Source organism: Methanosarcina sp. MTP4, from assembly GCF_000970045.1.
GTDB lineage: Archaea > Halobacteriota > Methanosarcinia > Methanosarcinales > Methanosarcinaceae > MTP4.
Window position 1 is genome coordinate 3,649,588 of sequence record NZ_CP009505.1, and the last position, 25,163, is coordinate 3,674,750.

Annotated in this window: 23 protein-coding genes, 1 tRNA gene and 2 pseudogenes; 17 read left to right on the top strand and 9 right to left on the bottom strand. The window is 43.9% G+C overall.

Annotated features, from left to right (window positions below; translation table 11 throughout):
* Window positions 1-987: 987 nt before the first annotated feature.
* From MSMTP_RS15345 to MSMTP_RS15360, 4 genes and pseudogenes are all read left to right on the top strand, one after another.
* Window positions 988-1,161: pseudogene (locus tag MSMTP_RS15345) on the top strand (SAM-dependent DNA methyltransferase); the annotation flags it as partial.
* Between the two features lie 156 nt (window positions 1,162-1,317).
* Window positions 1,318-1,815: an inorganic diphosphatase gene (locus MSMTP_RS15350; protein WP_048181224.1), complete on the top strand. Its 498-nt coding sequence runs from the start codon at window positions 1,318-1,320 to the stop codon at window positions 1,813-1,815.
* A 247-nt stretch (window positions 1,816-2,062) separates the two neighbouring features.
* Window positions 2,063-2,461, top strand: coding sequence for a cupin domain-containing protein (locus tag MSMTP_RS15355; RefSeq protein WP_048181227.1), 399 nt, complete (start codon window positions 2,063-2,065; stop codon window positions 2,459-2,461).
* Between the two features lie 192 nt (window positions 2,462-2,653).
* Complete coding sequence (locus MSMTP_RS15360; protein WP_082090657.1) at window positions 2,654-3,304, top strand: YggS family pyridoxal phosphate-dependent enzyme; 651 nt, start codon at window positions 2,654-2,656, stop codon at window positions 3,302-3,304.
* A gap of 251 nt (window positions 3,305-3,555) precedes the next feature.
* Here the strand turns inward: MSMTP_RS15360 and MSMTP_RS15365 are convergent, their stop codons facing one another.
* On the bottom strand, window positions 3,556-4,068 hold the full coding sequence (locus MSMTP_RS15365) for a hypothetical protein (protein WP_048181229.1): 513 nt from the start codon (window positions 4,066-4,068) through the stop codon (window positions 3,556-3,558).
* A 400-nt stretch (window positions 4,069-4,468) separates the two neighbouring features.
* Here MSMTP_RS15365 and MSMTP_RS19485 point away from each other — a divergent pair.
* From MSMTP_RS19485 to MSMTP_RS15380, 4 genes are all read left to right on the top strand, one after another.
* Window positions 4,469-4,664: transfer RNA gene (locus tag MSMTP_RS19485), tRNA-Trp, on the top strand.
* Between the two features lie 559 nt (window positions 4,665-5,223).
* The gene (locus tag MSMTP_RS18160; protein ID WP_082090658.1) at window positions 5,224-7,053 is read left to right on the top strand and encodes a choice-of-anchor L domain-containing protein; all 1,830 of its coding nucleotides are present in this window, start codon (window positions 5,224-5,226) and stop codon (window positions 7,051-7,053) included.
* Between the two features lie 209 nt (window positions 7,054-7,262).
* Window positions 7,263-8,054, top strand: coding sequence for a hypothetical protein (locus MSMTP_RS15375; protein ID WP_048183777.1), 792 nt, complete (start codon window positions 7,263-7,265; stop codon window positions 8,052-8,054).
* 200 nt (window positions 8,055-8,254) lie between these two features.
* Window positions 8,255-9,265 carry a PEGA domain-containing protein gene (locus MSMTP_RS15380; RefSeq protein ID WP_082090659.1) on the top strand — a complete coding sequence of 337 codons (1,011 nt, stop codon included), beginning with the start codon at window positions 8,255-8,257 and terminating at the stop codon, window positions 9,263-9,265.
* Window positions 9,266-9,324: 59 nt separating this feature from the next.
* Here MSMTP_RS15380 and MSMTP_RS15385 read toward each other — a convergent pair whose 3' ends face one another.
* The 4 genes from MSMTP_RS15385 to MSMTP_RS15400 form a co-directional block, all read right to left on the bottom strand.
* Window positions 9,325-10,509 carry a pyridoxal phosphate-dependent aminotransferase gene (locus tag MSMTP_RS15385; protein WP_048181236.1) on the bottom strand — a complete coding sequence of 395 codons (1,185 nt, stop codon included), beginning with the start codon at window positions 10,507-10,509 and terminating at the stop codon, window positions 9,325-9,327.
* A gap of 377 nt (window positions 10,510-10,886) precedes the next feature.
* The gene (locus MSMTP_RS15390; RefSeq protein ID WP_231582818.1) at window positions 10,887-11,477 is read right to left on the bottom strand and encodes a hypothetical protein; all 591 of its coding nucleotides are present in this window, start codon (window positions 11,475-11,477) and stop codon (window positions 10,887-10,889) included.
* Window positions 11,478-11,702: 225 nt separating this feature from the next.
* Window positions 11,703-12,386 carry a queuosine precursor transporter gene (locus MSMTP_RS15395; RefSeq protein ID WP_048181242.1) on the bottom strand — a complete coding sequence of 228 codons (684 nt, stop codon included), beginning with the start codon at window positions 12,384-12,386 and terminating at the stop codon, window positions 11,703-11,705.
* 172 nt (window positions 12,387-12,558) lie between these two features.
* Window positions 12,559-13,392 (bottom strand): hypothetical protein, encoded by an 834-nt coding sequence (locus MSMTP_RS15400; protein WP_048181245.1) that lies wholly within the window; start codon window positions 13,390-13,392, stop codon window positions 12,559-12,561.
* Window positions 13,393-13,768: 376 nt separating this feature from the next.
* Between MSMTP_RS15400 and MSMTP_RS15405 the strand changes: the two genes are divergently transcribed.
* The 3 genes from MSMTP_RS15405 to MSMTP_RS15415 all read left to right on the top strand — a co-directional run bounded on the left by MSMTP_RS15405 (window position 13,769) and on the right by MSMTP_RS15415 (window position 16,924).
* Window positions 13,769-14,890 carry a DUF362 domain-containing protein gene (locus MSMTP_RS15405; protein WP_048181248.1) on the top strand — a complete coding sequence of 374 codons (1,122 nt, stop codon included), beginning with the start codon at window positions 13,769-13,771 and terminating at the stop codon, window positions 14,888-14,890.
* Between the two features lie 259 nt (window positions 14,891-15,149).
* Window positions 15,150-16,454, top strand: a complete 1,305-nt coding sequence (locus MSMTP_RS15410) for an ATP-binding protein (protein ID WP_048181250.1) — start codon at window positions 15,150-15,152, stop codon at window positions 16,452-16,454.
* Window positions 16,455-16,711: 257 nt separating this feature from the next.
* Window positions 16,712-16,924, top strand: a complete 213-nt coding sequence (locus MSMTP_RS15415; protein ID WP_048181253.1) for a transcriptional regulator — start codon at window positions 16,712-16,714, stop codon at window positions 16,922-16,924.
* Between the two features lie 410 nt (window positions 16,925-17,334).
* On the opposite strand, the gene MSMTP_RS15420 is transcribed toward MSMTP_RS15415, so the two are convergent.
* The gene (locus MSMTP_RS15420; RefSeq protein WP_048181255.1) at window positions 17,335-18,000 is read right to left on the bottom strand and encodes a hypothetical protein; all 666 of its coding nucleotides are present in this window, start codon (window positions 17,998-18,000) and stop codon (window positions 17,335-17,337) included.
* Between the two features lie 106 nt (window positions 18,001-18,106).
* Between MSMTP_RS15420 and MSMTP_RS15425 the strand changes: the two genes are divergently transcribed.
* Window positions 18,107-18,583, top strand: coding sequence for a hypothetical protein (locus MSMTP_RS15425; RefSeq protein WP_156153865.1), 477 nt, complete (start codon window positions 18,107-18,109; stop codon window positions 18,581-18,583).
* A gap of 218 nt (window positions 18,584-18,801) precedes the next feature.
* Here the strand turns inward: MSMTP_RS15425 and MSMTP_RS15430 are convergent, their stop codons facing one another.
* The gene (locus tag MSMTP_RS15430) at window positions 18,802-19,629 is read right to left on the bottom strand and encodes a winged helix-turn-helix domain-containing protein (RefSeq protein ID WP_048183784.1); all 828 of its coding nucleotides are present in this window, start codon (window positions 19,627-19,629) and stop codon (window positions 18,802-18,804) included.
* Between the two features lie 554 nt (window positions 19,630-20,183).
* Here MSMTP_RS15430 and MSMTP_RS18695 point away from each other — a divergent pair.
* The 3 genes and pseudogenes from MSMTP_RS18695 to MSMTP_RS15440 all read left to right on the top strand — a co-directional run.
* Window positions 20,184-20,354 (top strand): annotated as a pseudogene (locus MSMTP_RS18695) (ISL3 family transposase); the annotation flags it as partial.
* 367 nt (window positions 20,355-20,721) lie between these two features.
* Window positions 20,722-22,566, top strand: coding sequence for an SUMF1/EgtB/PvdO family nonheme iron enzyme (locus tag MSMTP_RS20085; RefSeq protein WP_231582819.1), 1,845 nt, complete (start codon window positions 20,722-20,724; stop codon window positions 22,564-22,566).
* A gap of 546 nt (window positions 22,567-23,112) precedes the next feature.
* Window positions 23,113-23,610 carry a hypothetical protein gene (locus tag MSMTP_RS15440; protein WP_156153866.1) on the top strand — a complete coding sequence of 166 codons (498 nt, stop codon included), beginning with the start codon at window positions 23,113-23,115 and terminating at the stop codon, window positions 23,608-23,610.
* A gap of 6 nt (window positions 23,611-23,616) precedes the next feature.
* Here the strand turns inward: MSMTP_RS15440 and MSMTP_RS15445 are convergent, their stop codons facing one another.
* A complete protein-coding gene (locus MSMTP_RS15445) occupies window positions 23,617-24,306 on the bottom strand; it encodes a hypothetical protein (RefSeq protein ID WP_156153867.1) in 690 nt (229 codons plus the stop codon).
* Between the two features lie 2 nt (window positions 24,307-24,308).
* A complete protein-coding gene (locus MSMTP_RS15450) occupies window positions 24,309-24,503 on the bottom strand; it encodes a hypothetical protein (RefSeq protein WP_048181263.1) in 195 nt (64 codons plus the stop codon).
* A 175-nt stretch (window positions 24,504-24,678) separates the two neighbouring features.
* Between MSMTP_RS15450 and MSMTP_RS15455 the strand changes: the two genes are divergently transcribed.
* Both MSMTP_RS15455 and MSMTP_RS19490 read left to right on the top strand, forming a co-directional pair.
* Window positions 24,679-24,840 carry a hypothetical protein gene (locus tag MSMTP_RS15455; RefSeq protein WP_156153868.1) on the top strand — a complete coding sequence of 54 codons (162 nt, stop codon included), beginning with the start codon at window positions 24,679-24,681 and terminating at the stop codon, window positions 24,838-24,840.
* 116 nt (window positions 24,841-24,956) lie between these two features.
* A complete protein-coding gene (locus MSMTP_RS19490; RefSeq protein ID WP_156153869.1) occupies window positions 24,957-25,103 on the top strand; it encodes a hypothetical protein in 147 nt (48 codons plus the stop codon).
* Window positions 25,104-25,163 lie beyond the last annotated feature (60 nt).

Here is a 25,163-nt window from a genome sequence, read left to right on the forward strand (position 1 = left end):
CCATATATGGGGACTATAGGGCGTTGTTTAATAATGTAATAATTAGTAAAGCATTTGGTGTACACACTGATCGACAGAGTATATGACTGATGATTTACAGGTATACTTAGCAAAAAACGAACTGGTCCTATTATTATGGGTAATATAAACGCCAGTATTTTATAACCGCCAGTATTTTATACTTTAACTTACATATTATATATTGTTCACAAGGAACTAAGCTGTAAAATGAAGCAAATTGAGGACAGAGTAAAACCTGATCTCGTAACCTACTTCATTGACGCGTAAGCTGTAAAATGAGGCAAATTCAGGACAGGGTAAAAGCTGATCCCATAATAATACTTCATTGGCGCGTAGCTATAAGTTGGAGCAAATTCAGGACAGAGTAAAATCTGATCCCGTAATCTACTTCATTTATGGCGTAAACTGCGAGATGAAGCAAATTCAGGACGGCTTGAAAACCGATCTTGAAATCTATTTCATTGACGCGTAAGCTTAAAATGAGGCAAATTCTGGACAGCCTGAAAACTGACTCCGTAATAATACTTCATTGACGCGTAGCTATAAGTTGGAGCAAATTCAGGACAGAGTAAAATCTGATCCCGTAATATACTTCATTATGGCGTAAACTGCGAGATGAAGCAAATTCAGGACAGTCTGAAAGCTGATCCCATAATCTACTTCATTGACGTGTAAGCTTAAAATGAAGCAAATTCAGGACGGAGTAATATCTGATCCCGCAATAAACTTCATTGTTGCAGACCAAACCTTGTGAACCCTTTATTGACTATTTTAATCAAAGTTAAAGCGTATAGATGTTGTTTCCTCTTTTTTTACTGTTTTTCTCAGCTTTTCATTTTAGATATTTAACAAGCAACGTCATGATACTGTTTTGAGACAAAATGAGCAGAATTCCTGTCTACAGACACTTCCACGTAGTATGAAAAATATTTTCACTTTAGAAGGATGAAAATTTGTGAAATACTGAACCTGGACATCTTCTGGCTCAAAGACAAAAGTCTCGCTGACCTGGACAACCTTCCGGACCCCGATGTGCTTGCAACCGAGATCATCGAGAATATGGAGGCTTCACTGGCAAGTTTCAAGGAAATCATGCTCACAATTAATGGAAACGAGGGCGTGAATGAGAACGGTAATTGAATAGGGGTGTCTGCTTATGTGGGCACACTCACATTTTTATAAAATGTATTTGTATTTCTTCCATTATTATCTGGTAATATCTGCTAATAGCCCTTCAGAACACATAATAGTTGCAATCATTTCAAAGCAGTTAGTTAATATATGGGAAGTGTTTATATGAGTGAAAGGCAAGTCGAAAGCGTGGTTGTCGAAATTCCGAAAGGAAGTCGGAACAAATATGAGTACGATAAGGAAAGGAAAGTGATTAAATTCGACAGAATGCTTTTTTCTTCAATGATGTATCCCTGTGATTATGGTTTTTTTCCTGATACTCTGGCACTTGACGGCGACCCTTTAGATGTCCTGGTTTTAATGTGGGAACCTACATTTCCGGGATGTGTAATAGATGTACATCCGATTGCATTATTTGCCATGGAAGATGATAAAGGAGTAGATGACAAGATACTCTGTGTTCCAAAGGGTGACCCCTTATGGAATTATATAGAATCAATCGACCAGGTCCCTCCTCATCTCTTAAAAGAAATCACTCACTTTTTTGAAACTTATAAGCATTTAGAGCATAAACACGTGAAGGTCATTGGTTGGGATGGTCTCGAAGCAGCAGTCAATATAATCCAGGAAGCAAAATCCCGATACATTGAACAAAATAAATGATTTCCCGGTCTTACCGGAATAGCCTTCTTCGTTCGTTCCTGTCCCGGACGAAGTCCGGCTTTTCCCGAATCAAAAGTAAAAAGATACTCTGGGAAGTAAAAATGGAAACGTAAAATTTGGTGCCTGGGATAAACAGTCTTTACTTATTTTTTTATTTGCTCAGTTTATCGATTTATTTTACTCATTTAGTTTATAGTAAATTTTGATCTCAAATGATTTTAATACAATTAACTATTAATTCGAAGGCATGAGGGGATTTTCAATCGATATCGAAGATGCCACTCTGGAAAATGGGAATTTTCGCAAGGTGCTTTATACTTCAAAGCACAGCCAGCTGGTACTTATGAGCCTCAAACCCGGGGAAGAAATCGGGATGGAAGTGCATGAGGAAAATGACCAGTTTTTCCGTTTTGAGAGTGGGCAGGGGAAGTGCATAATTGACGGCAACGAGTATGAACTTGCTGACGGGGTTGCGGTTGTGGTGCCAGCAGGCGCTCAGCACAATGTTATCAACACTTCGGCAACTTCGGACCTGAAACTCTATACCATCTATTCTCCGGCGCATCACAAGGATGGAATCGTGCGCGCCACAAAAGAAGAAGCTGAAGCCAATGAAGCGGAATTCGACGAAGTGACTACTGAATAAATATCATAAGAAACGGTAGCCGGTTAAAGATTGATAATCGGTTAAAGGTCAGTATCGATCAAACATCGAATATACAAAATAAAAACGCTTTATTTTATCAGGCGTTTTTACTTTTTTATCTGATTTTTTTCGTCATCTTTGGAATCATTTAAATACACCTACTTTTGAATAAAAACAGTTTTAGGGACCGTAATGCCAGTCTATGAAAATATGAAGTTGACTCTTGAGGAGATCGGAAACACAAAGCTAGTTTGTGTCACCAAGACGATTGAACCTGAAAGGATAAATGAGGCTATTAGGGCCGGAGCCGCTATCATCGGAGAGAACCGGGTCCAGGAATATGAGGACAAGTGTGAGGATATACTGCCCTGTGAGACACACCTTATAGGCCATCTGCAGACAAATAAAGTCAAAAAAGCCGTAGATCTCTTTGATCTTATCCAGTCAGTTGACTCCCTGAAGCTAATAAGGAATATTGACAGGAGAGCCAGGGATATTGACAAAGTACAGAAGGTCTTCCTTCAGGTTAACATCGGCAACGAGTCACAAAAATACGGATTCGGACCCGGTGAAATAAAAAATGCAATAGATGAGATTCACTCTCTCGGGAATGTCCGTTTGGAAGGCCTCATGTGCATCCCTCCTTTTCTACCTTCTGAACAAACTCGTCCATATTTCAGGAAGATGAAGACCCTTTTTGATGAAATGAAGCAGGAAAACCGGGACAACATCGATCTCAGGGAACTATCAATGGGCATGTCCAGCGACTACATGACTGCCATCGAGGAAGGAGCCACGATGGTGCGTGTGGGTTCTGCCATATTCGGGGAGAGGAAGTACTGAATGTGCTACTTTGTAGAATATAGTGAAACAGTGCATACTTTTTTTCTAATAGAAAAATTGAAAATATTTAACTGCCGATAAAATTGGAAAATACTGAAATCCATAAATGCTGAAATCAAGGCATTAAAACCGGAAACCGGCAAGGAAGCCGGCCCTAGCAGCGGAAAAATCACGCATAAAGAGTTGCAACAATAATAACGATTATAAAAATTGCAACAACAATTACATTAACCACTTTTTCAAGCAGCAGGTCACCCATCCAGCCCTTCCGGATATTCCCGGTAGTACTGCCCGATACCCAGCAAAGAGATGCCGGCTATGACCAGGGAAATCCCGAGCCACCTGGAGGCCTGGTAGGCTTCCGCACCGATGAAGATAATGGGAAAACCAAATGCAAACCGGGAATTGTTCGAAAAGGTATTCCGCATGAAAGTGTCAAAACCTTTCAGAAAGGATTCATCCAAAAAGCGGTTCAGACCCGTGAAATATTCACCCTGTCCAGAGGCATCAAAATTATTTGCAGAAGTTTCGCCTGCAAACGAGGAAAAACTACTCGAAAATCCCCCTCCCTGAACACAGAAACCTTTCTTGGATGATTCAAACCCCGAAAAGTCACAACTATTTTGGAATGGTCCGGGGGAAGATAGGTTCAGATCATTAGAGAGTGAAACCTTCCGGTCTTTGCCCAAACTTTCAGACAATTTGTCATCTAACATTTTACCAAATTTGCAATCTATTGCATCAAGTTCCAGATCATCATTCATGTTTTTGCCCCCGGAATTGTAATGATTATTAATAGAAAACCAAATTTTATAATATATAAATATAATTAAATATCATTATAAAATACGAGATTAAAAATATAAACCATATTACAAACTCTCAGAAAGAAAAAGCTAGATTGTCCCATAAAAAACGTCACCACGAAGTTCATAAAAAAATTATTTTAAAGATGAATAAAAAATTGATTACATGAGAAAATTGCGATTTTCCGTCTACTGCCCCCGAATTAACCTTTGACGTCCGGATCCCGGAAAAACTTCCTTCAAACTCACAAATCGAATTTTAGTGAACAGTAAACCATCCATACCCCACAAAAAAAGCCAGACCTTGCCGACAACTATATAACATAGAAAGTAGATGTTCATACGCTTACCCTTATAAGGGGCTGTGGCCTAGCCCGGTATGGCGACGGGCTCCAGCGGATAAAATGATGAACAACGGGTCTACCGAGTTCTTCCCGACGGGGAAGGACGATGAGGAGCCGTTGGAGCACTGATTGATGCTCATAGAACTAAAACTGTTGAGGCAGTTGTTCGGAGAGACCCGTCGATCGTGAGTTCGAATCTCACCAGCCCCACCTTTATTTTACCTTTATTTTAATACATTCTAAAAGAATTAGTTGTTTAAAATATAAATATTTTTTTTCCATGCTAAATACGTCTACATTTAATGCTGAAATACGTCTGAGTTTCATGCTAAAATACGCTTCGATTTTCCAACGATTAACAGGAAATCCATTATCTTAAACCTTTTTTAGCTGATCCGTTTTTAAGTCATCATGTTTTATTCAGAATTATTTAGCCCGATTTGAGGTCAGATAATCCTGTGTTCAGCCAATCCTTTTGCCCATACAAAAGAGTTTTCCAGGCATTCTCAATCCGAATACTGCTTTTAGACTGAAAATAGGAGGTGGAAAAGGTATCATTGATCAGGATAATTAATCCCGGGGGATATATATAAAAAACAATAGATATTTTGAAGAAAATATAATTTTTAGAGTAAAACACCGGTAAGATAGAATTTCCGGCCTAAGAATCCACAATAAAACCACACTTTGAAAAATCCGAGATGCAGGGGGTTTACCGCCAGGGCAGTGTGGTGAATGCATCAAATGCCCAGTTAAAGGGGGGGAGCATATGGAGAAAAGAAGAATATTAGCGTTCTCAGGAATACTTATTATCCTGACGGCGCTAGCTGCAAGTATGGTATATGGAGAAGAAATTACAAATATTCCCAGGCAAGGGGAAAGCAAAATAACCTTCCAGGAAGATTCCGAGGGGATCGTGACAGCGGACCTGAATTCGGGACTGACAGCAGAAGACCTCGTGAATAATTTGCTTGGGGAAGGAGTTGCTGTTTCTAACGTTACGTTAACAGGGGCAAACGTAGCAGCCGGGACCTTCACCGGAGGAGAAGGGATAATCGGCTTTGAAAACGGGATCATTCTAAGCACCGGAAACATCTCATTTGTAACAGGCCCGAATGAAGAGGATTCCATAACAGCTGTAAACGGCCTGCCGGGAGATCCTGACCTTGATGCCCTTATCCCGGGCTTCCAGACCTTTGACGCCACAGTTCTTGAATTTGATTTTGTGCCCGAGACAGGGATCATACAATTCGAATACGTATTTACCTCCGATGAATACAACGAATATGTTAACACGCAGTTTAACGATGTTTTCGGATTCTTTGTCAACGGAGAGAACATAGCTCTGATTCCGGGTACCACCACAGCGGTTGCTATCAACAATGTCAATAACGGGAATCCCTTCGGCACGAACGCGAGCAATCCGGAATACTACATCAACAACGACCTGAGTGACGGGGGAGGGGAAATAAATACCGAGATGGACGGTCTAACGGTGGTCCTGACCGCTACAGCCGAAGTTAACCCTGATGAGACAAACAGTATCAGAATGGCTATCGCTGATGCAGGAGACTTTGCGCTGGACTCCAACGTGATCATAAGGGCCGAGAGCTTCGTCTCTCCGAGGCTTACGCTGGAACCTGAATCCGCAACCAACAATATCGGCGAGACCCACGCCCTGACCGCCACATTAGTCGACGAAAACGAAACTCCGATAGCCGGGGAAAACATAAGCTTCAACGTAACAGCCGGCCCCAATAACGGGACAACAGGCACGGGCACGACTGACGAAAACGGCATAACCACCTGGAACTACACCGGAACTGAAGCCGGATCTGATACCATAGTTGCTACAGGCGGAGGAGAGACCTCTAACAAGGTAACAAAGGTATGGGAAGAAGGGGGCGCAGCAGAGCCCAGACTGGTTCTGGAACCCGAATCTGCAACCAACGTACTCGGCACTGAACATATAGTGAAAGCCGTCCTCACCAATGAAAACGGGACTCCCGCACCCAATGAGACGATAACTTTCAATGTAAGCGACGGACCGTTTGCCGGGCTTTCAGCCACCGCAATAACGGATGCTAACGGAACCGCCACATGGTCCTACGGGATAACTCCGGGCACAGACACCATAGTTGCTACAGGCGGAGGGGAAACCTCAAACGAAGTCACCAAGACCTGGGAAGCCGCCGAAGGAGCTTCTACCCTGCTTACCCTGGAACCCCGCTCAGCCACCAATAGCATTGGCAGTTCCCACATAGTGAGAGCAAGACTGGTCGATGAAAGCGGAGCCCCGAGAGCCGGGGAAATGATCACCTTCGTCGTAAGCGACGGTCCCCACCTGGGAACCTCCGGCACGAGCCTGACCAACGCAAACGGGACAGCCACCTGGTGCTACTACGGCATATTCACCGGCAACGACACAATATCCGCCAGAGGAGGAGGCCAGGCCTCGGAAGAAGTCTTCAAGACGTGGGAAGCAGCCGGCAACAATAGCGCCCAATCAAAAAGCTTCATGAAAGTCGATGGTTCGGACGAAAGTAAAGAAGGAGGTATCTGGAGTCTCTTTGCGGGCATCTTTGAGAGAGTGAGGTGAAGTCTCAAAAACAATACTTTAAAACAAGCATCATCCTTACCTTCTTTTCCTTTTTTGAAGACAACAGTTACTTTACTTTTCCTCAATACTTTCACTTCGCTTCCTCAACGGTTAATATCCCCCAAATCCAATCTACTTTTACCTGCTCAAAAAACAACTACCAGCTGAAAAATAAATACCTGCTCAAAAACAACCCGGAGGCCACCCCCTTGAAACGAGAAAAAGAAGAAATAATCGTCCTTGTCAAAGCTACTCCAGAAAAAAGCGAAAGACAGGGGCATGTTGTAGGAGTTACCGGCATCAACAAAGACGGAGAACTAAGGAGACTGTATCCTCTTAAATACAGATACGGCGAGGGGCTGGTGGATTTCGGGAGAAATGACCGGATGGAAGTCACGGTTACAAAGCCGGAGCATGACCTGAGATGGGAGAGCAGGAAGGTGCTTGATTATGTAAACCTGGAACAACCCCTGAAGAACAGAGAGATCAGGGAGCTTGTCCTGCCTCTGGCAACCTCGGTTGAGAGGCTGAACATCGAAGGAGCGAGCCTGGGAGTGGTTAAGCCGGAACTTCTGGATGTTGAGATCAGGGTAAACAGTACAGAGGTCCACGATAGGCAGCAGTACTTTAACCTTATGGGCGATTTCCTGGAAAAGCGGGAAAAAGTGAAAATGCCGGTTGAACTCAGGTATGTTTTCAGGTGCGAAGGGGAAGAAGCCTGCAGGGGGCACAAAATTATCGTGCTGGACTGGGAATTAAACGAAACCTCAAGGAAGATGATAAGGAGTGAGCAGAATACGGGGGTGGTGGAAAAGAAGATACGCGAAGAGTTCTTCGAACGAATGCAGGAGAGGGACCTTTACTTTATCATGGGGACACATTTCAGGTACGGGACCTGGATGATCCTGGGAGTTTTCTGCCCGGAAAAAGATTCCAGGAACCAGAGCAGCCTTCAGGATTTCGAAAAGCAAGGAACTGTTGCTGCCGGGTCAGGGACGTGATTTGCGGATTCTCAAATCTGAACAAGGGGAGCAAAAGTAGGTGAAAAAAAGGGAAAGGAGATATAAATATATAAGATAAGAAAAAATTACCGGGTAGCAGACATGTAATATGTTTAATAGAAAATAAGCAATAAGATATCAGCTGAAGATATAACTGAAAATATCAAATCAAATCGAATAAAGCCAGTTACGGATATAGATTGCTCAAAACGAAGGGATCCTCAATAAACCATAAATCCTATCTGAAATTGAGAGGGTTCAAAAAACCCCTTGCCAGTTTAATTTTCATTCTCCTGATCCTCACTTCCGTATCAGTCGGAAATGCTCTTGCCGATACATCTGCAGCCAGCCCCGGCCAGAATGAAAATGGCAGTGATACAACGGCACAGCAAAACAGCTCCGCAGATGAAGAGCTCGAAAATGCAGTTAAAGAAGAGGCTGATTCAGGAAAGATCGAAATCACAACTACCCCAAATGGCTCAGAAATATACATAAATGAGATCTCCAGGGGAACAACTCCTGCCCGGCTAACCGATGTACCCCCCGGATTCTATGAAGTGTTGCTTGAGCAGGAGGGGTATGACGACGTCTTTGAGCGTGTTCTTGTTCGACCCGGAGAAACGTCTGTGATCTCGAAAAAGCTCAGCTTTAAAGAAGGGGTCTGCAGCATCTCTTCCAAACCCGGCGAGGCAAGCGTTTACCTTGATGGGAAATACAAAGGAATCACACCGGTGGTCTTCCATGCAGACGAGGGAACACACTCGTTGAAAATCAAGAAAACCGGATACGGGACGGTTTCAAAAGAAGTGAATGTTTCCTACGATGAGCCTTTCGTGCTTAAGGAAAAGCTTCACCTGAGCATTTTAGTGTACCTGGCTGCGGTCCTGATTCTGCTTGTAGGTGGCGTTTTCATAAAAAAGAAACCTGAAATTCCGGAATTCAAGGTCCCGACTGAAATCAGTTCTCTGGAAAAATACAAAAAGAAACTCGAGGCAGTTGGGAAAAGAGAAAAGAAAGAGAAAGAAAAAGAGAAAGTGTGGGAAACACACACATCCAGAGAGAAAGAAATCCCCGGCCAGGTAGATATGGAAGTAGAAGTGGAAGAGGGAGTGGAATCAGGAACTGAAGCAGAACCAGTCAAACTTGTTGAACTGGAAAAAATGTCCGAGCCAGAATTCAAGTATACCGTAAAAAAGAAAGACAAAGATTAAAAAGAGTAAGAAAAAAGTGAAAGAGGTAAGGAAAGAGCGAGAAAAAATTTCCTTTACCTTCAGACCTCAAGCTCTTTCTCGAAGAACGCAGCCAGTCGGTCCATCCCTTCTTTTATATTTTCAAGGCTGTTGGCATAGGAAAAGCGCAAGTAGCCTTCGGCTCCGTCCCCAAAGTCAATTCCGGGGGTTACGGCAACGCCGGCTTCGTAGAGGATGCGGCGGCTAAGTTCAAGAGAGTCGTTGCTGAACTTGCGGGCATCAGCGAGGACATAAAAAGCGCCCATGGGCTCACTCCTGACGTCCAGGCCGATCTCGATGAGGCGTTTGAGCACATACTGACGGCGTACATTGTAAGTTTCAACCATCTCGGCCACGTGGTCCTGAGGGCCTTTCAGGGCAGCGACTCCGGCTTCCTGAACAAAAGCATTTGCACAGATGAAGAAGTTCTGGTGTAGTTTTTGCAGGGCGCGGACGCACTCTTTGGGACAGATGATGTAGCCAAGCCGCCACCCGGTCATGGCATAGAGCTTTGAAAAGCCGTTCAGGACAAAGGCTTTGTCCGTGTATTCCAGAATACTGTGCTCCTCTCCGCTGTAAACAAGGCCCTGGTAAATCTCGTCAGAAATAATCGGAATATTAAGCTCCTCCGCAATTTCGGCAAGCCCCCTAAGGCTTTCTGCGGACATCACGTGCCCGGTTGGGTTTGCGGGACTATTGACCAGAATGGCTTTGGTGTTAGGGCTCAGGTACTGGCGCACGGTCTCGGGTTCCAGGGCAAAGCCCTTTGTCTCGTTTGTGTAAACATAGACAGGCGTGCCGCCCAGATATTTCACGAAGTTCGGGTAGCAGGCGTAGTAAGGGTTGGACATGATCACTTCGTCCCGGCTTTCAAGCAGAGCCATGAAGACCATCAGAAGGCCCGGGCTTGTCCCGGAGGTTACGATCACCTGTTCAGGGCTCAGGTCCACTCCAAACTTTTGCCGGTAAGACTCCACAATTGCCTCCCTGAGAAAAAGGAGCCCCTGGCTGTGGGTGTACTTCGTATTCCCCCTTGCCATGGCAGCGGTAGCGGCTTCACAAATATGGGGGGCGGTGGGAAAGTCAGGCTCTCCGATTTCCAGGTGGATGATGTTTCTCCCCTCAGCTTCCAGGGCCTGGGCACTTTCCAGGACTTCCATTACATAGAAAGGAGGAATATCTTCGGATTTTTTTGATAAGATGCAATCTAATTTCTTTGAAAGCATAGAAAACCTTCTGAAAAGCATTATAAGAGGGATATATGTAAAAGCGACTGATGTATCTGAATTTGCGTATGTTCTCAAGATTTATATATTCTGTGGATAGGCAATTTATGTTCCGTAGGTAAAAAGGAAAAAATAACCTTAAAGGTAAAACATTCAGAATGGTAAAAAATCCCGGATGTCAAAATATTCTGAATGGAAAAAGATCCTGCAGGCAAAATACAAAAAGAGGAAAGAAAAAAGGAAAAAAATAAAGATCAGGGCTTCCAGCACAAGTTAAATGACCAGGCCCTGTAATCATGCACTGAGTAAGACCATTCCTCTGGCATGATAATCTCCTGAACATGAGCTTCCTTGAGAGTGTCCAGTCCTGAGAATGGTCAATCTTTGGGCATGATCTTTTCAATTACTTCAACATCCGGCCTATCCCAACCGTGTTCCTCGAGAACTTTTGAAAAATCCCTCTGGAAAGCCTGGAATTTTACCACGTTTTCAGGGATAACGTTCAGGTACTCGTAATCCCCGTAAGCTCCCGTAAAGAAGGAACAGACAGTCTCATCAAACTGCTCCTCAATCCGCTGGGGATACCAGAAGCCGTACTGGGAAAGTAAAACAAGGTTCGGATCAGGAATCGGTGTCCCGTTAGAATAACTGTAAAGCCCCACAAAAATCTCCTCCCCGTTTTTTGCGGCTACGAATTTTTTCGAAAACCCGGGTTTTCCGAGTTTCAGAAACCATTCCCCTTTAAGCAGGTCTTCAAGCTTTTTGACCAGTCCATGGGCCCTCAGGATCTTTTCGGTCAGCTGCTGAATTTCCAGAATAATGGATTTACGCTGCTCTTCAGGCATATCAAGACAGGACTTGCAGAACTCTTCCCCTCCTGGCTTCAGGGGTTCCGGTTTATCTCCACCCATTTCCGGACCTTTTGCGCCTTTTTCAGGCGCCTCTTTCTGCGCAGAATGAACTGCCACCTCTACTCCCCCCAATTTAATCTCAGGCTCTTTTACCACTGTGTAAGCACCCCCAATATAACATAGGGCGGGAATCCTATAAATATTGGGGAGCCTTAAACGGCTTATTCTGAAAATTTTTTAACTCCGAAGGTGGGAAGTCCCCTTCCTCGATTCCTAAGGAGGCAGGGAGAGGTAGTTCACCAGGTTCTTTTTGACCCGGTTCTAAGTTCCCCCTTTACAGCCTTAACCATTGGAAACTCTCGTTCCCCTGGAATCACCTGAATCCGAGAGACTGTCCTCAACATCAGATGAAAGCCACCTGACCCCAAGGTACACAAAGGGAGTATCGAGCAGAGCAAAGACAACTTTAAGGACCCAGTAAGGCATAGCCATGGAGAAAACAAAGGCAGCGCCCATTTCCGGGGTCTGGTGGTAGAAAGCGACAAACATGAACACCAGGGAATCGATCAACTGGGAAACGATCGTTGAGAGGTTGTTCCTGAGCCAGAGATGCTTTCCGTTTGTCTTTTGTTTCCAGAAGTTGAAAGCCCAGAGATCGTGGTACTGGCCTATGAGAAAAGCCATAAGACTTGCCACTATCAGCCGCAGGGAACTTGAAAAAACATTGTTGAAAGCTTCATTGCTCGTATACTGGGCAGCAGGTGGAAAATTAGTACTGAAAAAGACAAAAAACACTGCGATGCAAAGGGCCAGGAATCCGGCATGCACGAAAACCCTGGTGACTTCCTTTCCTTTAACCTCTTCCACAATATCCGTGATGAGGAAAGTCACGGGGTATCCGAAAAAGCCAACTGAGGTTATAATGCCAAATACACTGATCAACTTGCTCCCAAGGATGTTTCCAAGGAGCAGGGAACTGATAAAAACCGTAAGCAAAAGCTGCAATTTGTAATCTATGGATTTCATGATTTCTCGGGTTTGGGGTTTTTGGTGGTTAGGGTTATGAGTTTAGAGTTATAGGGTTTAGAGTTATAGGGTTTAGAGTTATAGGGTTTCTGGGATTTCTGTTTATTAGTATGTACAGCAATTAAGTCCCGCCGGGTTAACCACTGAGAATAAACAAATCTGGCTATTGAAATTAGCTGAAGCGTTCAGCCCTCATGAAGAGGTTTTCGGGAGACCGGTCCACCTCGTCGCATATGATCCTGTGAGGGACTGTGGTGGGCAGGATAGACTGTGCCTGGTTGTCCGTCCCACGGAGCCCCCAGGTCTCGTCCGTAAGCAGGAAGTAAGAATTTTCAAGCCTGACCCCTTTTACTTCAAGATCGGAGCGGATTTCAGGGTCAGAGAGGTCTTTACGGATTTGTTCGGCGGCCCGGACCTGAGTTCCCGGACCACCCTTTTTTATCGGATAAAGCCTGTCATCGGAAAGAATCTTTTTAAAGGAACGGATGACCAGCCTGTAGCAGGTCTTCTTATTCGTTGATTCTTCCGGCACCTTCTCCAGGTAGAAAACGCTGCGCTCGTTTCGAGCAATGTCGGAAAGGATATCTTCCCGCCTCGAAAAAGATTCAACTTCAAAGGATAGGACATCCAGGAAAAATACAGGAAACTTTTTGGAGAGGCTATCTGCTGTTGCCTGATGAACCTTTTCCCGGGGAATATATTCAAAATTGAGGCTGACTCCGGAACCCGGGAATTCCTTTTCGATTTCAACCCGTTTAGCCTGAAAAGCCCTTACTGCTTCCGTAGAATCGTTGTAAATGAAGATTTCTTTATCAGTTCCACAAAAAATCCTGGCAAGAGACACGGCAAAATCCAGGGCATCAAGCTCGCATTCAAGGTTATTTTCAGGGCTTGCGGGAACCCTTGTGGTGGACTGGTGGATCTGCCTGCCACCTCTGAGAACCGTGCAGCCGATATAGGAGTCTTCATTTTCGTTGTAGGAAGAATCACAATAGATTTCAAGCATAATTGTCTTCACCTTTTCAATAAGAAGAAATCCCCATGACAGGTGGGAAATCCCAAAGATTGCAGTATTCAGGATATTGTAATCATATAATGAATAAGAGATAAAATATGATCTTACAAAAGTATTGTGATGGAGAAGTGAAAGATAGCGAAAAGAGAAATCATGCGCTGAGAAAATAGAGGGATGAAAAGGGAATAAAGACGTATAAAATGGGTTTGGGGATTACCGGAAAAAGTAAGTTTTTAAAGGCAAGTTTTTAAAGGCAAGTTTTTAAAGGCAAGTTTTTAAAGGCAAGTTTTAAAAAGCAAGCTTTTGAGAATAAGTTTTTGAAGTAGAGAAGACAACATAAAAATAAATAATACCAATTTTTGCAAACATGAGTAAAGTCTCCATAGTCCGCTGCCCTGATTATTCCAATGCAAAAAAAGCCATAGTTGAAGCTGTAGACCTCGTAGGTGGGCTGGGCGATATAATTTCCCCCGGAGACCAGGTGCTCCTGAAACCGAACATCCTTACAGCAAGCCCTCCGGAAGCGGCTGTCACTACCCACCCCACAATAGTAGCCGCAATGTGCGAATTAGTGTACGAGGCAGGTGGAGTTCCGGTAGTCGGAGACGGAGCAGGAATCTCCAGGCCCGGAGCGACTGCAAAAGCCCTGAAAGCCTCGGGGATCGAAGAAGCAGCCCTAAAATCCGGAGCCGAAATAGTTAATTTTGAAACCGCAGGTTTTACAAAGGTGAAGGTCCCGGATCCTCTGCAGTTCTCGGAACTCTACCTGGCAAAACCGGTCCTTGAAGCCGATGTTGTCATCTCCCTCCCGAAACTCAAGACTCACGAACTTACCTATTATACAGGGGCAGTCAAGAACTTTTTTGGGGCGCTTCCCCTGAACACACGAAAAGAAGCACACTTCCTTGGCAAACGGGACCTTTTCGGGGAAGCTGTTGCAGACATTTACTCGATCATCAAACCCCGGTTTGCAGTTATGGACGGAATCCTGGGGATGGAAGGAAAAGGTCCTTCCCATGGAAAAACCGTAAATTCAGGCGTGGTTCTGGCAAGCTCCGACTGCGTAGCCCTTGACATCATAGCCGCAGAAATGATCGGTTTTGACCCCATTCAAATCCCCACAACCGCCGGAGCCCTCAAAAAAGGATTCGGGAACCACTGCCCCCTTGTGGTGGGAACCCCGCTAAAAGAAGTGAAAATGAAATTCAAACCTTCGAGCGGTGGTATCAGCACAGCCCCCCCTTTCCTTACCCGCCATTTCGGAAAACTCTTCACCATCCGGCCCCGGATCAATCAGGAAAAATGTATCCGCTGTGGGGCCTGCTACCTTAACTGCTCTCCGCAGGCTGTGGAGAAGCTGACAGACGGAAGCTACCGGATCAACCCAGAAAAATGCATCCTCTGTTACTGCTGCAGAGAACTTTGCCCGAATGACGCGGTGGACATGAAAAAGTCACTTATGGCAAGGGTATTGACCAGCGAGCACTGACAGGACTAAACTATCAGAGAGAATAACTAATCTGTTTTTATTGCCCAGTTTTGCGGGATTTAGAATTTAACAAAGCAATCAAATTTCATGGATTTTATCAAACAAAACTACAGCTAATCGGATAAAACCTGGACCTGCAGTGAAAAATGCGAAAAACGATTCACAGCAATTATCCAACCCTCTTTTTGCAACCTGCAAATAATTAATACAACCCCTCTTACAGCAAATTTATGTACAATTATGACATAATAAAAAAATCATGCCTGAACTGGTGGAAATTCTCACCGATTCAAACCCCTGGTGGGCGAACAGGGAATTTAAAAAGGGTATCAAGAGAGAGAAGTATGTTACAAAAATAATGGAGTTTCTGGAAGACGGCGAACTCGTTGTCCTGGACGGGATCAGACATTCGGGAAAAACGACCCTGCTGTACCAGACTGTCCGGGAACTGATGGAAGCGGAGAAAATCTCCCCGGAAAAAATTCTTTTTGTCGACTTTGAAAACCCCACGTTTGCTTTTCTTGAAAATCCCCTGAGAAATGTCCTGGAAACGTATAAAAGGGACATTTGCAGCGAAAAAGGCACCGTCCTGATATTTGATGAAATCCAAAACATGCAGGGATGGGAAGAGGAAATCCAGGTGCTGCAAGGCAAAAAAGAGTGCATGATCATCCTTTCAGTCTCTTCGGCCCGGTTATTTGAATGCAAACTCTCAGCCCTCATGGGGAGAGGAAGCTACCGGAAAGTCCCCATATATCCCCTCGACTTTTCCGAATACCTTCTTTTCAGGGGGTTTCCCCTTGAAGAGTCCCTGAAAAACCCGGAAGCTCTGGAAGAAAGCAAGTACAGGATAATGAACCTGCTGAAAGTTTACCTGCATGAAGGGGGCTTTTCCCAGGTTGCCCTTGAAAAGGACGAAAACCTCAAAACCGAACACCTGCTGGCATACTTTGACAGTATCATGTACAGGGACATTGTCCTCCAGAATGAAGTAAGAAATGCCAGGGTACTGCAGGAACTTGTCCACCACTTCCTGGCCAATTTCACTGCACCTTACTCATACAGAAAACTTGGCAGGTCCCTTAAGCTGGATTTTTCCACCCTGAAAGAATATATCTACTATGCCGAACAGGCGAAACTCCTTTTAGAGGCTCAGCACTTCAGCCCTTCCGGAAAAGTCGGAGGGAGAAAAAACAAAAAAATATACTGTATCGATAATGGACTCAGGAATGCCGCGGGCTTCATAAGCTCGGAGTCTGAAGGGAAGCTTGCCGAAAACCTTGTTTTCATGGAACTTCAGCGCAAGGGGTATGAACCATCTTACTGGGAAGGCAGCAGGGGAGAAGTTAAGTTTGTCATCAGAAGAGAAAACGGTTCCCTTTGCGCAATAAACGTATCCTACAAAGACAGGCCCGAACAAGCTGAGACAAAAGCCCTGCTTGGATTTGCAAAGACATTCGGCCCGGCAGTTAAAGAACTGGTCCTGATTACAAAAGATATTGAAAAAGAAAATGAAGGAATCAGGCACCTCCCACTCTGGAAGTGGTTACTTAGAATAGAATAATAAATTAGAAAATATAAATATGTTAAAAACTTACAGAAGAGAGGGATTCGATTCCGAAAAAAGTCGAAATTCCGGCAATCAGATTATAATATTTTTCATTTTAAGTAGAATGAAAGCCCTTTTATCCCATAAGGCTAAAAATATGTATAAAAAGCGGTCTTTTAATAGAATAAAATCCCAATGAATATATAAATATAATTGTATATTATGATGGTCGTCGGCTATTGCTATGACCGTATACCATCACAGGTGATAATATGCTCTATATTGATACAGATTACGCCCCTGAAACATGCTCCCTTTGCAAAGGGGCAGGGCATACGGGAAGCAGGATCTGTGAAGCCTGCGGGGGAAGTGGCACGGTTCTGGTTGCACAGCCGGCAAGAAACTGTCCTCTCTGCGGTGGAGCGGGATACCTGGGCACCGATATCTGCAGGGCCTGCGGAGGAAGCGGTTGGGCACTGTATTGAAGAAGCCCATTAAAGAAAAAAAACCCAACTTTTTGAAAAATAAAGATTACCCATACCGGGAGGTATGCTCCCGGTTAAGGAGATGACCGAAGGAAGAAGTAAAGAAAGAAAAACTATAGAAGAGGAGATAGAAAAAGGAATAGATGTAGAAAAAAATAACAGAAGTTGAAATGGAAAAAAAGACAGAAGTGGAAATGGAAAAAAAGACAGAAGTAAAAATAGAAAAAAATGATAGAAGTAGAAATAGGAAAAGGAATAGAGAGGGGATAGAAAGAAGAGGAATTTAAAAACAAATATTTTTTAGTTAAAGATGGACCCGGCAGAACTACATTAGTCACACGTAACAGGCAGGAAGCCTTTTTTTGCTTTAGCGTGAGATAGTTGGCAGTTACCGAATGATTGGGCATTAATCAGGATTTTTCATTTTTAATATCATCTCCGCTTTCAGAAACGTACCCTTCAGTTTCCAGTTCCACCTGCCTTTCCAGAATCTCCTTCTTCCGCCCCACAGGAAGGCAGTCAAAACAGGTCTCGTACCGCAAGGACTTGTATTTTTTTCTGCACACCGGACAGAGGTCCATCCCCTTCAAGCTTGCGAAATGACAGCGCCGGCAGAGGACAACCACATTTTCCAGAGACTCGCATTCTTCCCTGGCTTTTTCTATTTCCTCTTCGATCAACTCTTTAATCCGGTTTTCTTCAAGCCATTCATTGTAGAGCTTTTTGAAATTGCCTTCCTGAACGTCTTTAATAAGGACTTCTTTGTACTGCTCTTCAAGGTCACTATGATCAGGTTCGGCTCTGTGCACTGTTGCTGCTTTGTGCCAGTTGGGATGGCTTTTGTGCCGGTGCTTGCCAGTAGGGATGAGCTCGAATTTCTGATACTTCTGCCTGTAGATTTCCCTGAACTGCTCGTAGGCGATGCCGTAAATCTCTGAACGTATCCGGCCAGGCGAGCTGGAGACTGCCTGCGGGTTGTGCAAGCACAGATTTTCTGAAGAGCCACACCAGGCACAGGTTTTTTCTTTGAGGAATTCAGCCCTTTTTTCCTTCCACTCTTTTGAGTTTCGCTTCATGGAAATACCAAAATTCTTTTCAAGAACTGGTTCTTAACGCACAGCATGTTTTATAAGTCAGGGGAAATAAATGTGATTAAAAGACTTACAAGGGGGAAGGAGTGCGATGAATAAAATCATTTCGTATTCGTTGAGATTGCTTTTGATTTCTTTTCTTTTGATAACTCTGGGAGGCTGTGCGGAAAAACAGAACGCAATCCCGGAAGAAGAAGAAGATGGAGAAAAAATAGAAGACGAGGAAACAGGTGAAGAGATACAGGAAGGAACTGCGGGAGAGATAGGGGAAGAACCACTCGTGGAACTGCAGTTTGAGCCGATCCCGGGAATACTCAACCCCTGGGACCGGTGGTACGCCGAAGGAAATATCCAGTATATAGAGGCACCCACGGAAAAAGAACTGATTACCGCCTACTATGGCAGTGAATACAACATAGAAATCATCGATGTTATCAGAATTGAAGCCTGTGAACTTGCTTACAGTTGCGATGAAACCTTCTTCTACATAGTGACAGTAAAAGAAAACGATTCCGAAAAAATGAAGGACCTGGGATGGAAAGAAGCGGAGAAAACGGGAGTGACTTAAGCAATGGTCAACCCGATACACTAACAACCTGAGACACGGAATAATCCGAACCACTGAAAAACCTGAGACACGAAATAATCCGAACCACTGGAAAAACTGAGATACGGAATAATCCGAACCACTGAAAAACCTGAGAAACGAAATAATCCGAACCACTGGAAATACTGTGGAACACAGGATCAAACTGAGGATCGCCAGATCAACTAAAGAAAACCAGATTATTTTTGAGCAGATTCAGGAGGAATTGGATCACAAAGACCCGGCTCTTCCAGGGAAGTGACTTTCCGGGCTCGTTCTTTGTAGAAGGAAAACAACTCCTCCCCCCACTTCACGGCGCAGGGTTTGCAACTTACCACATACTGACGGTCGGCCCTTTCCCATTTGTTGAGAAGCCCAAGAATCAACGTACTCTCCGAGATCGCAACCACGGAGGGAACTTCCAGAGCATTGTCCTCCAGAACAAAGACATTGACATTTTCATGCTTAAGGATTTCTTCACCCTCGTCTCGAAAATCCGTCAAAAACCTCTCAAAGACCCCCCTGTTAAGTATGAGGGGGAACTCAATACCTTTTTTTGCGACATTCAGGAAAAAGGAGGGAAGCAGGGGGTGGAAATAAGAAAAGAGCATCATAGCCCGGGAAGGTTCCCTGAAAGCGGATACGATTTCGGGAATGAGGTCAAATACATGTTCAGGTTCAGGTTCTACCAGGCAGCAGCCTTTTAACTCCCCAACCCTCCCCAAAAAACAGCTGGGAAGCGTATCAAGTTTCCGACTTACCCAGAAATATTCATCGATATCGAGGACTAAAGCCGCATCTACAAGTGGCTGCAATTTACGGACAATGATATTCCCGAGAATGGTCAGGCGGCAATCGTCCCCATCCCTTACAATCAACCCTTTTTCTTTAAGTTTCTTGATCTGGGGTAGGAGAGAATTACGAGGGACTTTGAGTTCGTCCACTATCACATCAATATTTTTGGGTCCATCTTTCAACAATAGAAGAAAATCCCTTCGTTTGTCCGAAAACAGAAGGAGATTGATCATCCAGGAATCCACTTACTTCAACCTCTTCCACGAATATTTGTACAGCAGGTTAACATCAATTAACCAACAAAGTATTAGACCAATCCTATAATAAGTAGTTTATTGATGGAAGAAATATACTACAGAAGAGAGAGGAATTTATCGGAAAAAGGATCTGGCTGAGGCAAACTATAGAAAAAACAAAAACAAAAACAAAAACAAAAACAAAAACAAAAACAAAAACAAAAACAAAAACAAAAACAAAAACAAAAACAAAATTGGAGAAAAATTACTTCAATATTCATTGAAACAAAAAGTAGGTTCCAAACCAAAAAAAGCAAGAGCCGCCGGAGGGAGACACACCCCCAGTTAAAAGCCTTACTCTTTTATTGGCGTATGAGATGATAAATTTATGCCTTCATCTTTTGTACAATCCCCTCATTCACATATAGATCCTCTAAGGTAATAAATGATGACGCTTCGCTACTTTGTATTTGAAATTTAATATATATTGACACGAATATAATTTAGAGATTAACCTTTTCCTTCATATACTTATAGGGGTTTGATTCACCATTTACAAAGAGCTTTTCCAGAAAGCTTTGAATATTGAAGATCCTTGGTACATTAAAGATATCGATTTTGATCCAGACATAAAACAACTTGATATCTGGATCGATTTTAAGAAAGGATCCAAATTTCCTTGCCCTAACTGTGGTAAACTAAACTGTTCTGTCCACGATACGGGTCGAAAAGGAGTCAATTGAGGAGTAGTTGGAAAGGAGTCTTCGTATTATGAAAACTCATAGGTCATGGGTTTACCCTCTTCTTAAGATCTTTGCGATTTTGTAGATGATCCCGCACTCAAGGATGTTTGTAGGCATGTAGAACCCCTTTAAGTGCCCGATAAATTCTTTCGGGGTAAAATACAAGAGTCATCAAAAAGATGGGCAGGGTGAGCCTCTGACAGCGTAGGCATGGCACGTCACGGCTAACAGGATGACATTCCCCTCAAACTCAAAACGAAAATTACTTCATAAGATTGAGCAAATAGTATCCTGGCTTTCAGTTTGTAATCAAGCTTCAATTCCAATGCCATGAGGGCGATTATCATTGAATCCACCACTTCGAATTACCCGTGAAACTGAATTTTATCAGGGCTTCATCCGCTTCAAGATGTCTATTACTAATGAATCGCCTTCAATAATAGCAGACGTCATCCTCGACTTCTATTTTGAAGAAGCCCTGCTTCGAATCGACCGACATGAACCGGACTTTCAGCTGAAGAATGACAAGATTTTTCTGGGAAACATCCACAGTGGGGAATCCAAGTCCGTTGCTGTCTATTTTGACCCCCTTATGTGTTCAAGGGGCACCGAGATCAATTGCCAGGTTACGTACAGGGATGCAGGCGGAAGGCTTGGTTCGGCATTCATGGAGCCTAAGGTAGTCAGTGTTGTCTGCCCGATCCTGTACACCGATTCCGACATTAACGTAGGCAGGCTCAAGGAATTCATCGAAGTGCTTCCGAGCAGGGACAGCAAGGTATATAATATCCAGAATGGCTTCGACATCTCCAGCCTCGTGCACATCGCAAGGGAAGTTGTCGAGAAGCACGATGTCAGGCATATTCGCACCTTCCGCATGAAGGACGGGAAAGAGTGTGAAATCTGGTATTACGGGAAAACCAAAGTTCATCAGGAAAACCTTGTAATAAAAATCTCTCTCAGATTCGAAAAGCAAAGCTTAGAACTCTTTGTCACAACTGAAAGGGCTGAAACCCTTACCGGTTTTTTGGCTGAAGTTGGGCGCAACCTGAAAAATAGCCTTGAAACCAGAGCAACTGGCAGGGGCAACGTTACCAATCTTACTATAAAGGATTCCATTATCCAGCGGAGCAACCTTCTGGACCACTGTGATATGGACGGAAGGTGTTCAACGAACATTATTGTCGAGGACAGTGTGATCCAGCATTCCAGCATCTCGTCTGGAAGAGCGGGGAGAGCTCCTCCAGAGATGAAAACGGGAATTAGAATCGATGTTGGCGAGTCTGAAACTTTCCGCAAGCAGCAGGAAGAACTGAACCATTTGAGGAAAGAGATTGAAGAGCTTCAGAGACATAAGGAAAACGAAGATCGCTTGCGTCAGGAAAGAGAGCATCAGGAAAAGCAGAAAGAAGAAAAGGAAAAGTTAAGGCAGGAGCTTGAAAGGTTAATGAAACAGAAGGAGGAAGAAGCAGAAAAGCTCCGGAAACAAAGAGAAGCCAGGAAGTTAGAGGCTCCGAAGACCCTGACCTGCCATGGTATTGAGTTTGTGCATATTCCTGTCGGGGAGTTTATGATGGGTTCAAATGAATATGATACCGGAAATCCAATTCATAAAGTAAAGATTGGGATATCTTTCTACCTTGGCAAATACCCGGTTACCCAGAAACAGTGGAAAGCTGTAATGGGCAGTAATCCTTCACATTTCAAAGGTGATGATCTACCCGTTGAAAAAGTATCATGGTATGATGTTCAGGAATTCATTGAAAAGCTCAACGGAATGGAAAGCACAAACAAGTATCGTCTGCCATCTGAAGTTGAATGGGAATATGCTTGTCGTGCCGGGACAAAAACAGGTTATTACTTTGGAGATAGCGAATCGAAACTTGGGGATTACGCATGGTATCGGGATAATTCAAATAAGAAGACTCATTCAGTTGGCCACAAGAAGCCCAATCCCTGGGATCTTTATGATATGCATGGAAATGTGTGGGAATGGTGTCAGGGAAGGGGGCATGGTAATTATGATAGTGCACCATTTGATGGAAGTGCTAGGGGAAATATATCTGCCTGGGTAGTGAGGGGGGGCAGCTGGTTTGACAACGCCGATAGCTGCCGATCGGCAGACTGCAGCAGGGTTCTCCCCGACTGTTGCAGCTTCGACATTGGCTTCCGTCTTCTGAGAGAATTGTAATCACTTTCTACTTATCACTTTACACCGCAAGTTGGAATAAACTCCGGTGAAGTCCGAAGACCCGAAGCGTACTTCAGCCGCCGGGACTGAGGTGCTGAGCCAGTGTATTTTAAATTTTTGATTTATTATTCCAAAACGAGATCAAATGAGTGTTTTAAGGATAGCGATGGGAAGATACAGCGCCACTCCCATAAAAAAGAAGAAAAAACAGTAAAATCTAAAATTTCCAGCTATTCGCTTTTCCTTTCTAGGAGCCAAGAAATTTTTCGCTGCAGTTCCGCCGCCCCGACTAGTATAGCTCAAGAAGAGCATATATAAATATATATAACATCGTAGGTAATTTTCTTAGTTCGCATTTATTGCTATTTTGTTCCATGCTTTAGTTTACAGTTGTTACCAGTTGTTCGCAGCAAATCCCCAAATACATCAATTTGTTCTCAATTGTTCACGTTTATTCGAGGACATTCGCACACATTATCATTTATTACCAAAAGTTATTTGCCACCTCAGTCAATATATTATTCGAAAGATTCCATCGGTGATTTTATGCCAGGACAAAAACCAAATCCGGAAAATGAAATCGAAATCAGGCCGGTCTACTGTTTGACCTGCGGACGTGTTTATTTAAGTAGAGCACAGCGGCCTGTGTGCTCTAAATGCAGATCCAGGAAGGTTGTTGAGTATTCGAAAATGGGAGATAAGTCCGAGCTCCACAGCCTCCGTGTGGTCGTGGGGGAGGTCTGTGAGGCCCTGAAATCGTTTGAAACTGATCAGAAAATAATATCCGAACAGCAAAATGAATTATATGTTAACCAAAGGGCGCTTCAGGAAAGTTTCCAATCAAACACACAAGTACAAAGTAAAATCGTAGAAGTCCTCCGCAGACATGAGCTTATTCCTTCATCGAAAACCAGCAGAAGAGCAACGGCATCAAACCCTGATCCCGTGCCCAGGTCAGAAAAGAGAAAACATGGCAAGGAGAATGCTTCCGGCTCTCAGGGTTCAGGAAATCTTTTGGGAAAACTAAATCTGATAAAGGGCTAATAGCTTTTAAACAGGCTTTTTCTTTTCCCTTCTTTTCCATTTCCCTGTGATTTCCATTAACTCAGGGTACTCTGGCAACTTCGGAAGCTCTGGCAACTTTTGTTCCTTCTGTTGACCTTTTCCTTTCTTTATTTCGCTTTTGGAATCCTGTACTAAAATCTCCCTGGTTTTTTCTATTCCTGCCAGGACCTCTATTTTACACTGGAGTTCTACCAGCTCCTGGAGCTGCCTTTCAGCTTTCTTTTTTCCTTCCGGGGAAGCTCTCGTGATATAGATTTCCAGCTTCTCCTTGACCTCCTCGTGAGCTTCGGAGAGCTCTTTGAACGATATGGATTCCAGATCGATCTTATCCATTTCAGACCTGCTCAACTGCCGCTCATTCAGCCAGAGTTTTGAGTCATTGACTTTTCTGATGGGCCTCAGTGTCAGGTGGAATTTCAGCATTTGCAGGAGATGCCATTTCGAAACCACTACCCTGAAATCATCGTTATAGGTGCTCCCGATAACGGAAAAATATATTCTTCCCTTCTTATCAAAACCAAGATGCGCATAGCCTTTGCAGTTTACACTGCTTTGGTACCCGGTTGTTTCGCCACGTTTTTTGAATGAAATACTGGCAGGAGCAGTCAAAAAGTTATCTCCTTTCGGGAACGGGTTCAGGATCGGGGCCGTCAGGGGTTTCATGTTCAAATCCATATTCATTCCTCACCTTCGCTTTCTTTGGAATCGCCCTTCTCCAGAGTCTCTATCCTGAAAAATAGTTCGATTAGAGCCGTGTTTGTAGCATCGGAAACACTAGAGAACTTTTTTCCTTTCCCTACGTATTTTTGCATTTTTTCCTTTATGTAAGGACTCACTGTGACCGTGATCCTGTCTTTTCCGCCTTCGCCCATTGTGCTTACTATAGTATGAAAATCTATTAATAGTTTAGTGTCCTACTTATTTACATACTATAGTAAGTGAATAGTAAGCATTTATCCAGCAAGGTTGAAAGCGGCATTAATATAAGAACGGGGGGTATACTGGCCTGGGGAGGGCTGAAGCAGAGGGTCAGGGGTTTAAACTGCTATGCTCAGGATCAATGGTTGGGCGAATCCGGCTTTGAAACGCCCTGTTTTGCAGATTGCAAGCATTTCCCTAAAGATCCGGAAACCAGGGAAGCAGATCGTAATCAAGTATGTAATTTCTGGATTCATCCTGACTGCTGGGGCAGGGATGTTGGGGTCGTGACCTGGGATGAATTCGAAAGGGAATTTAAAACAAAAATCGAAGTTTGAAGGATGACTCTTTGAGGGGCTCTCTCTCCTTTTAAGGCATGAAAGCAACCTAGACCTGCGGAGTTCCTGATGCTTATGGCAGGTATTCCTGAATATGAGGTCTACCAGAGGCAGGGGCATGATCCTCTTACTTCTATGCGGCATTATCAGGGGTTGGCTTTCACGAAGGAAGAGAAGGAGGAGATTCAGAGAAGGTTGGCCGGGTGGATGGAGTGATCGGGGATTTGTTGGGTGGGTGCGGGAAAAATGGCTTCCGAGGAAGCTCTGTAATCGATT

Coding starts and splice junctions, on each gene's coding strand:
- MSMTP_RS15350 (WP_048181224.1), top strand. CDS start 1,318: ATGAGTGAAAGGCAAGTCGAAAGCGTGGTTGTCGAAATTCCGAAAGGA.
- MSMTP_RS15355 (WP_048181227.1), top strand. CDS start 2,063: ATGAGGGGATTTTCAATCGATATCGAAGATGCCACTCTGGAAAATGGG.
- MSMTP_RS15360 (WP_082090657.1), top strand. CDS start 2,654: ATGCCAGTCTATGAAAATATGAAGTTGACTCTTGAGGAGATCGGAAAC.
- MSMTP_RS15365 (WP_048181229.1), bottom strand. CDS start 4,068: ATGAATGATGATCTGGAACTTGATGCAATAGATTGCAAATTTGGTAAA.
- MSMTP_RS18160 (WP_082090658.1), top strand. CDS start 5,224: ATGGAGAAAAGAAGAATATTAGCGTTCTCAGGAATACTTATTATCCTG.
- MSMTP_RS15385 (WP_048181236.1), bottom strand. CDS start 10,509: ATGCTTTCAAAGAAATTAGATTGCATCTTATCAAAAAAATCCGAAGAT.
- MSMTP_RS15395 (WP_048181242.1), bottom strand. CDS start 12,386: ATGAAATCCATAGATTACAAATTGCAGCTTTTGCTTACGGTTTTTATC.
- MSMTP_RS15400 (WP_048181245.1), bottom strand. CDS start 13,392: ATGCTTGAAATCTATTGTGATTCTTCCTACAACGAAAATGAAGACTCC.
- MSMTP_RS15405 (WP_048181248.1), top strand. CDS start 13,769: ATGAGTAAAGTCTCCATAGTCCGCTGCCCTGATTATTCCAATGCAAAA.
- MSMTP_RS15410 (WP_048181250.1), top strand. CDS start 15,150: ATGCCTGAACTGGTGGAAATTCTCACCGATTCAAACCCCTGGTGGGCG.
- MSMTP_RS15415 (WP_048181253.1), top strand. CDS start 16,712: ATGCTCTATATTGATACAGATTACGCCCCTGAAACATGCTCCCTTTGC.
- MSMTP_RS15420 (WP_048181255.1), bottom strand. CDS start 18,000: ATGAAGCGAAACTCAAAAGAGTGGAAGGAAAAAAGGGCTGAATTCCTC.
- MSMTP_RS15425 (WP_156153865.1), top strand. CDS start 18,107: ATGAATAAAATCATTTCGTATTCGTTGAGATTGCTTTTGATTTCTTTT.
- MSMTP_RS15430 (WP_048183784.1), bottom strand. CDS start 19,629: ATGATCAATCTCCTTCTGTTTTCGGACAAACGAAGGGATTTTCTTCTA.
- MSMTP_RS15440 (WP_156153866.1), top strand. CDS start 23,113: ATGCCAGGACAAAAACCAAATCCGGAAAATGAAATCGAAATCAGGCCG.
- MSMTP_RS15445 (WP_156153867.1), bottom strand. CDS start 24,306: ATGGATTTGAACATGAAACCCCTGACGGCCCCGATCCTGAACCCGTTC.
- MSMTP_RS15450 (WP_048181263.1), bottom strand. CDS start 24,503: ATGGGCGAAGGCGGAAAAGACAGGATCACGGTCACAGTGAGTCCTTAC.
- MSMTP_RS15455 (WP_156153868.1), top strand. CDS start 24,679: ATGCTCAGGATCAATGGTTGGGCGAATCCGGCTTTGAAACGCCCTGTT.
- MSMTP_RS19490 (WP_156153869.1), top strand. CDS start 24,957: ATGCTTATGGCAGGTATTCCTGAATATGAGGTCTACCAGAGGCAGGGG.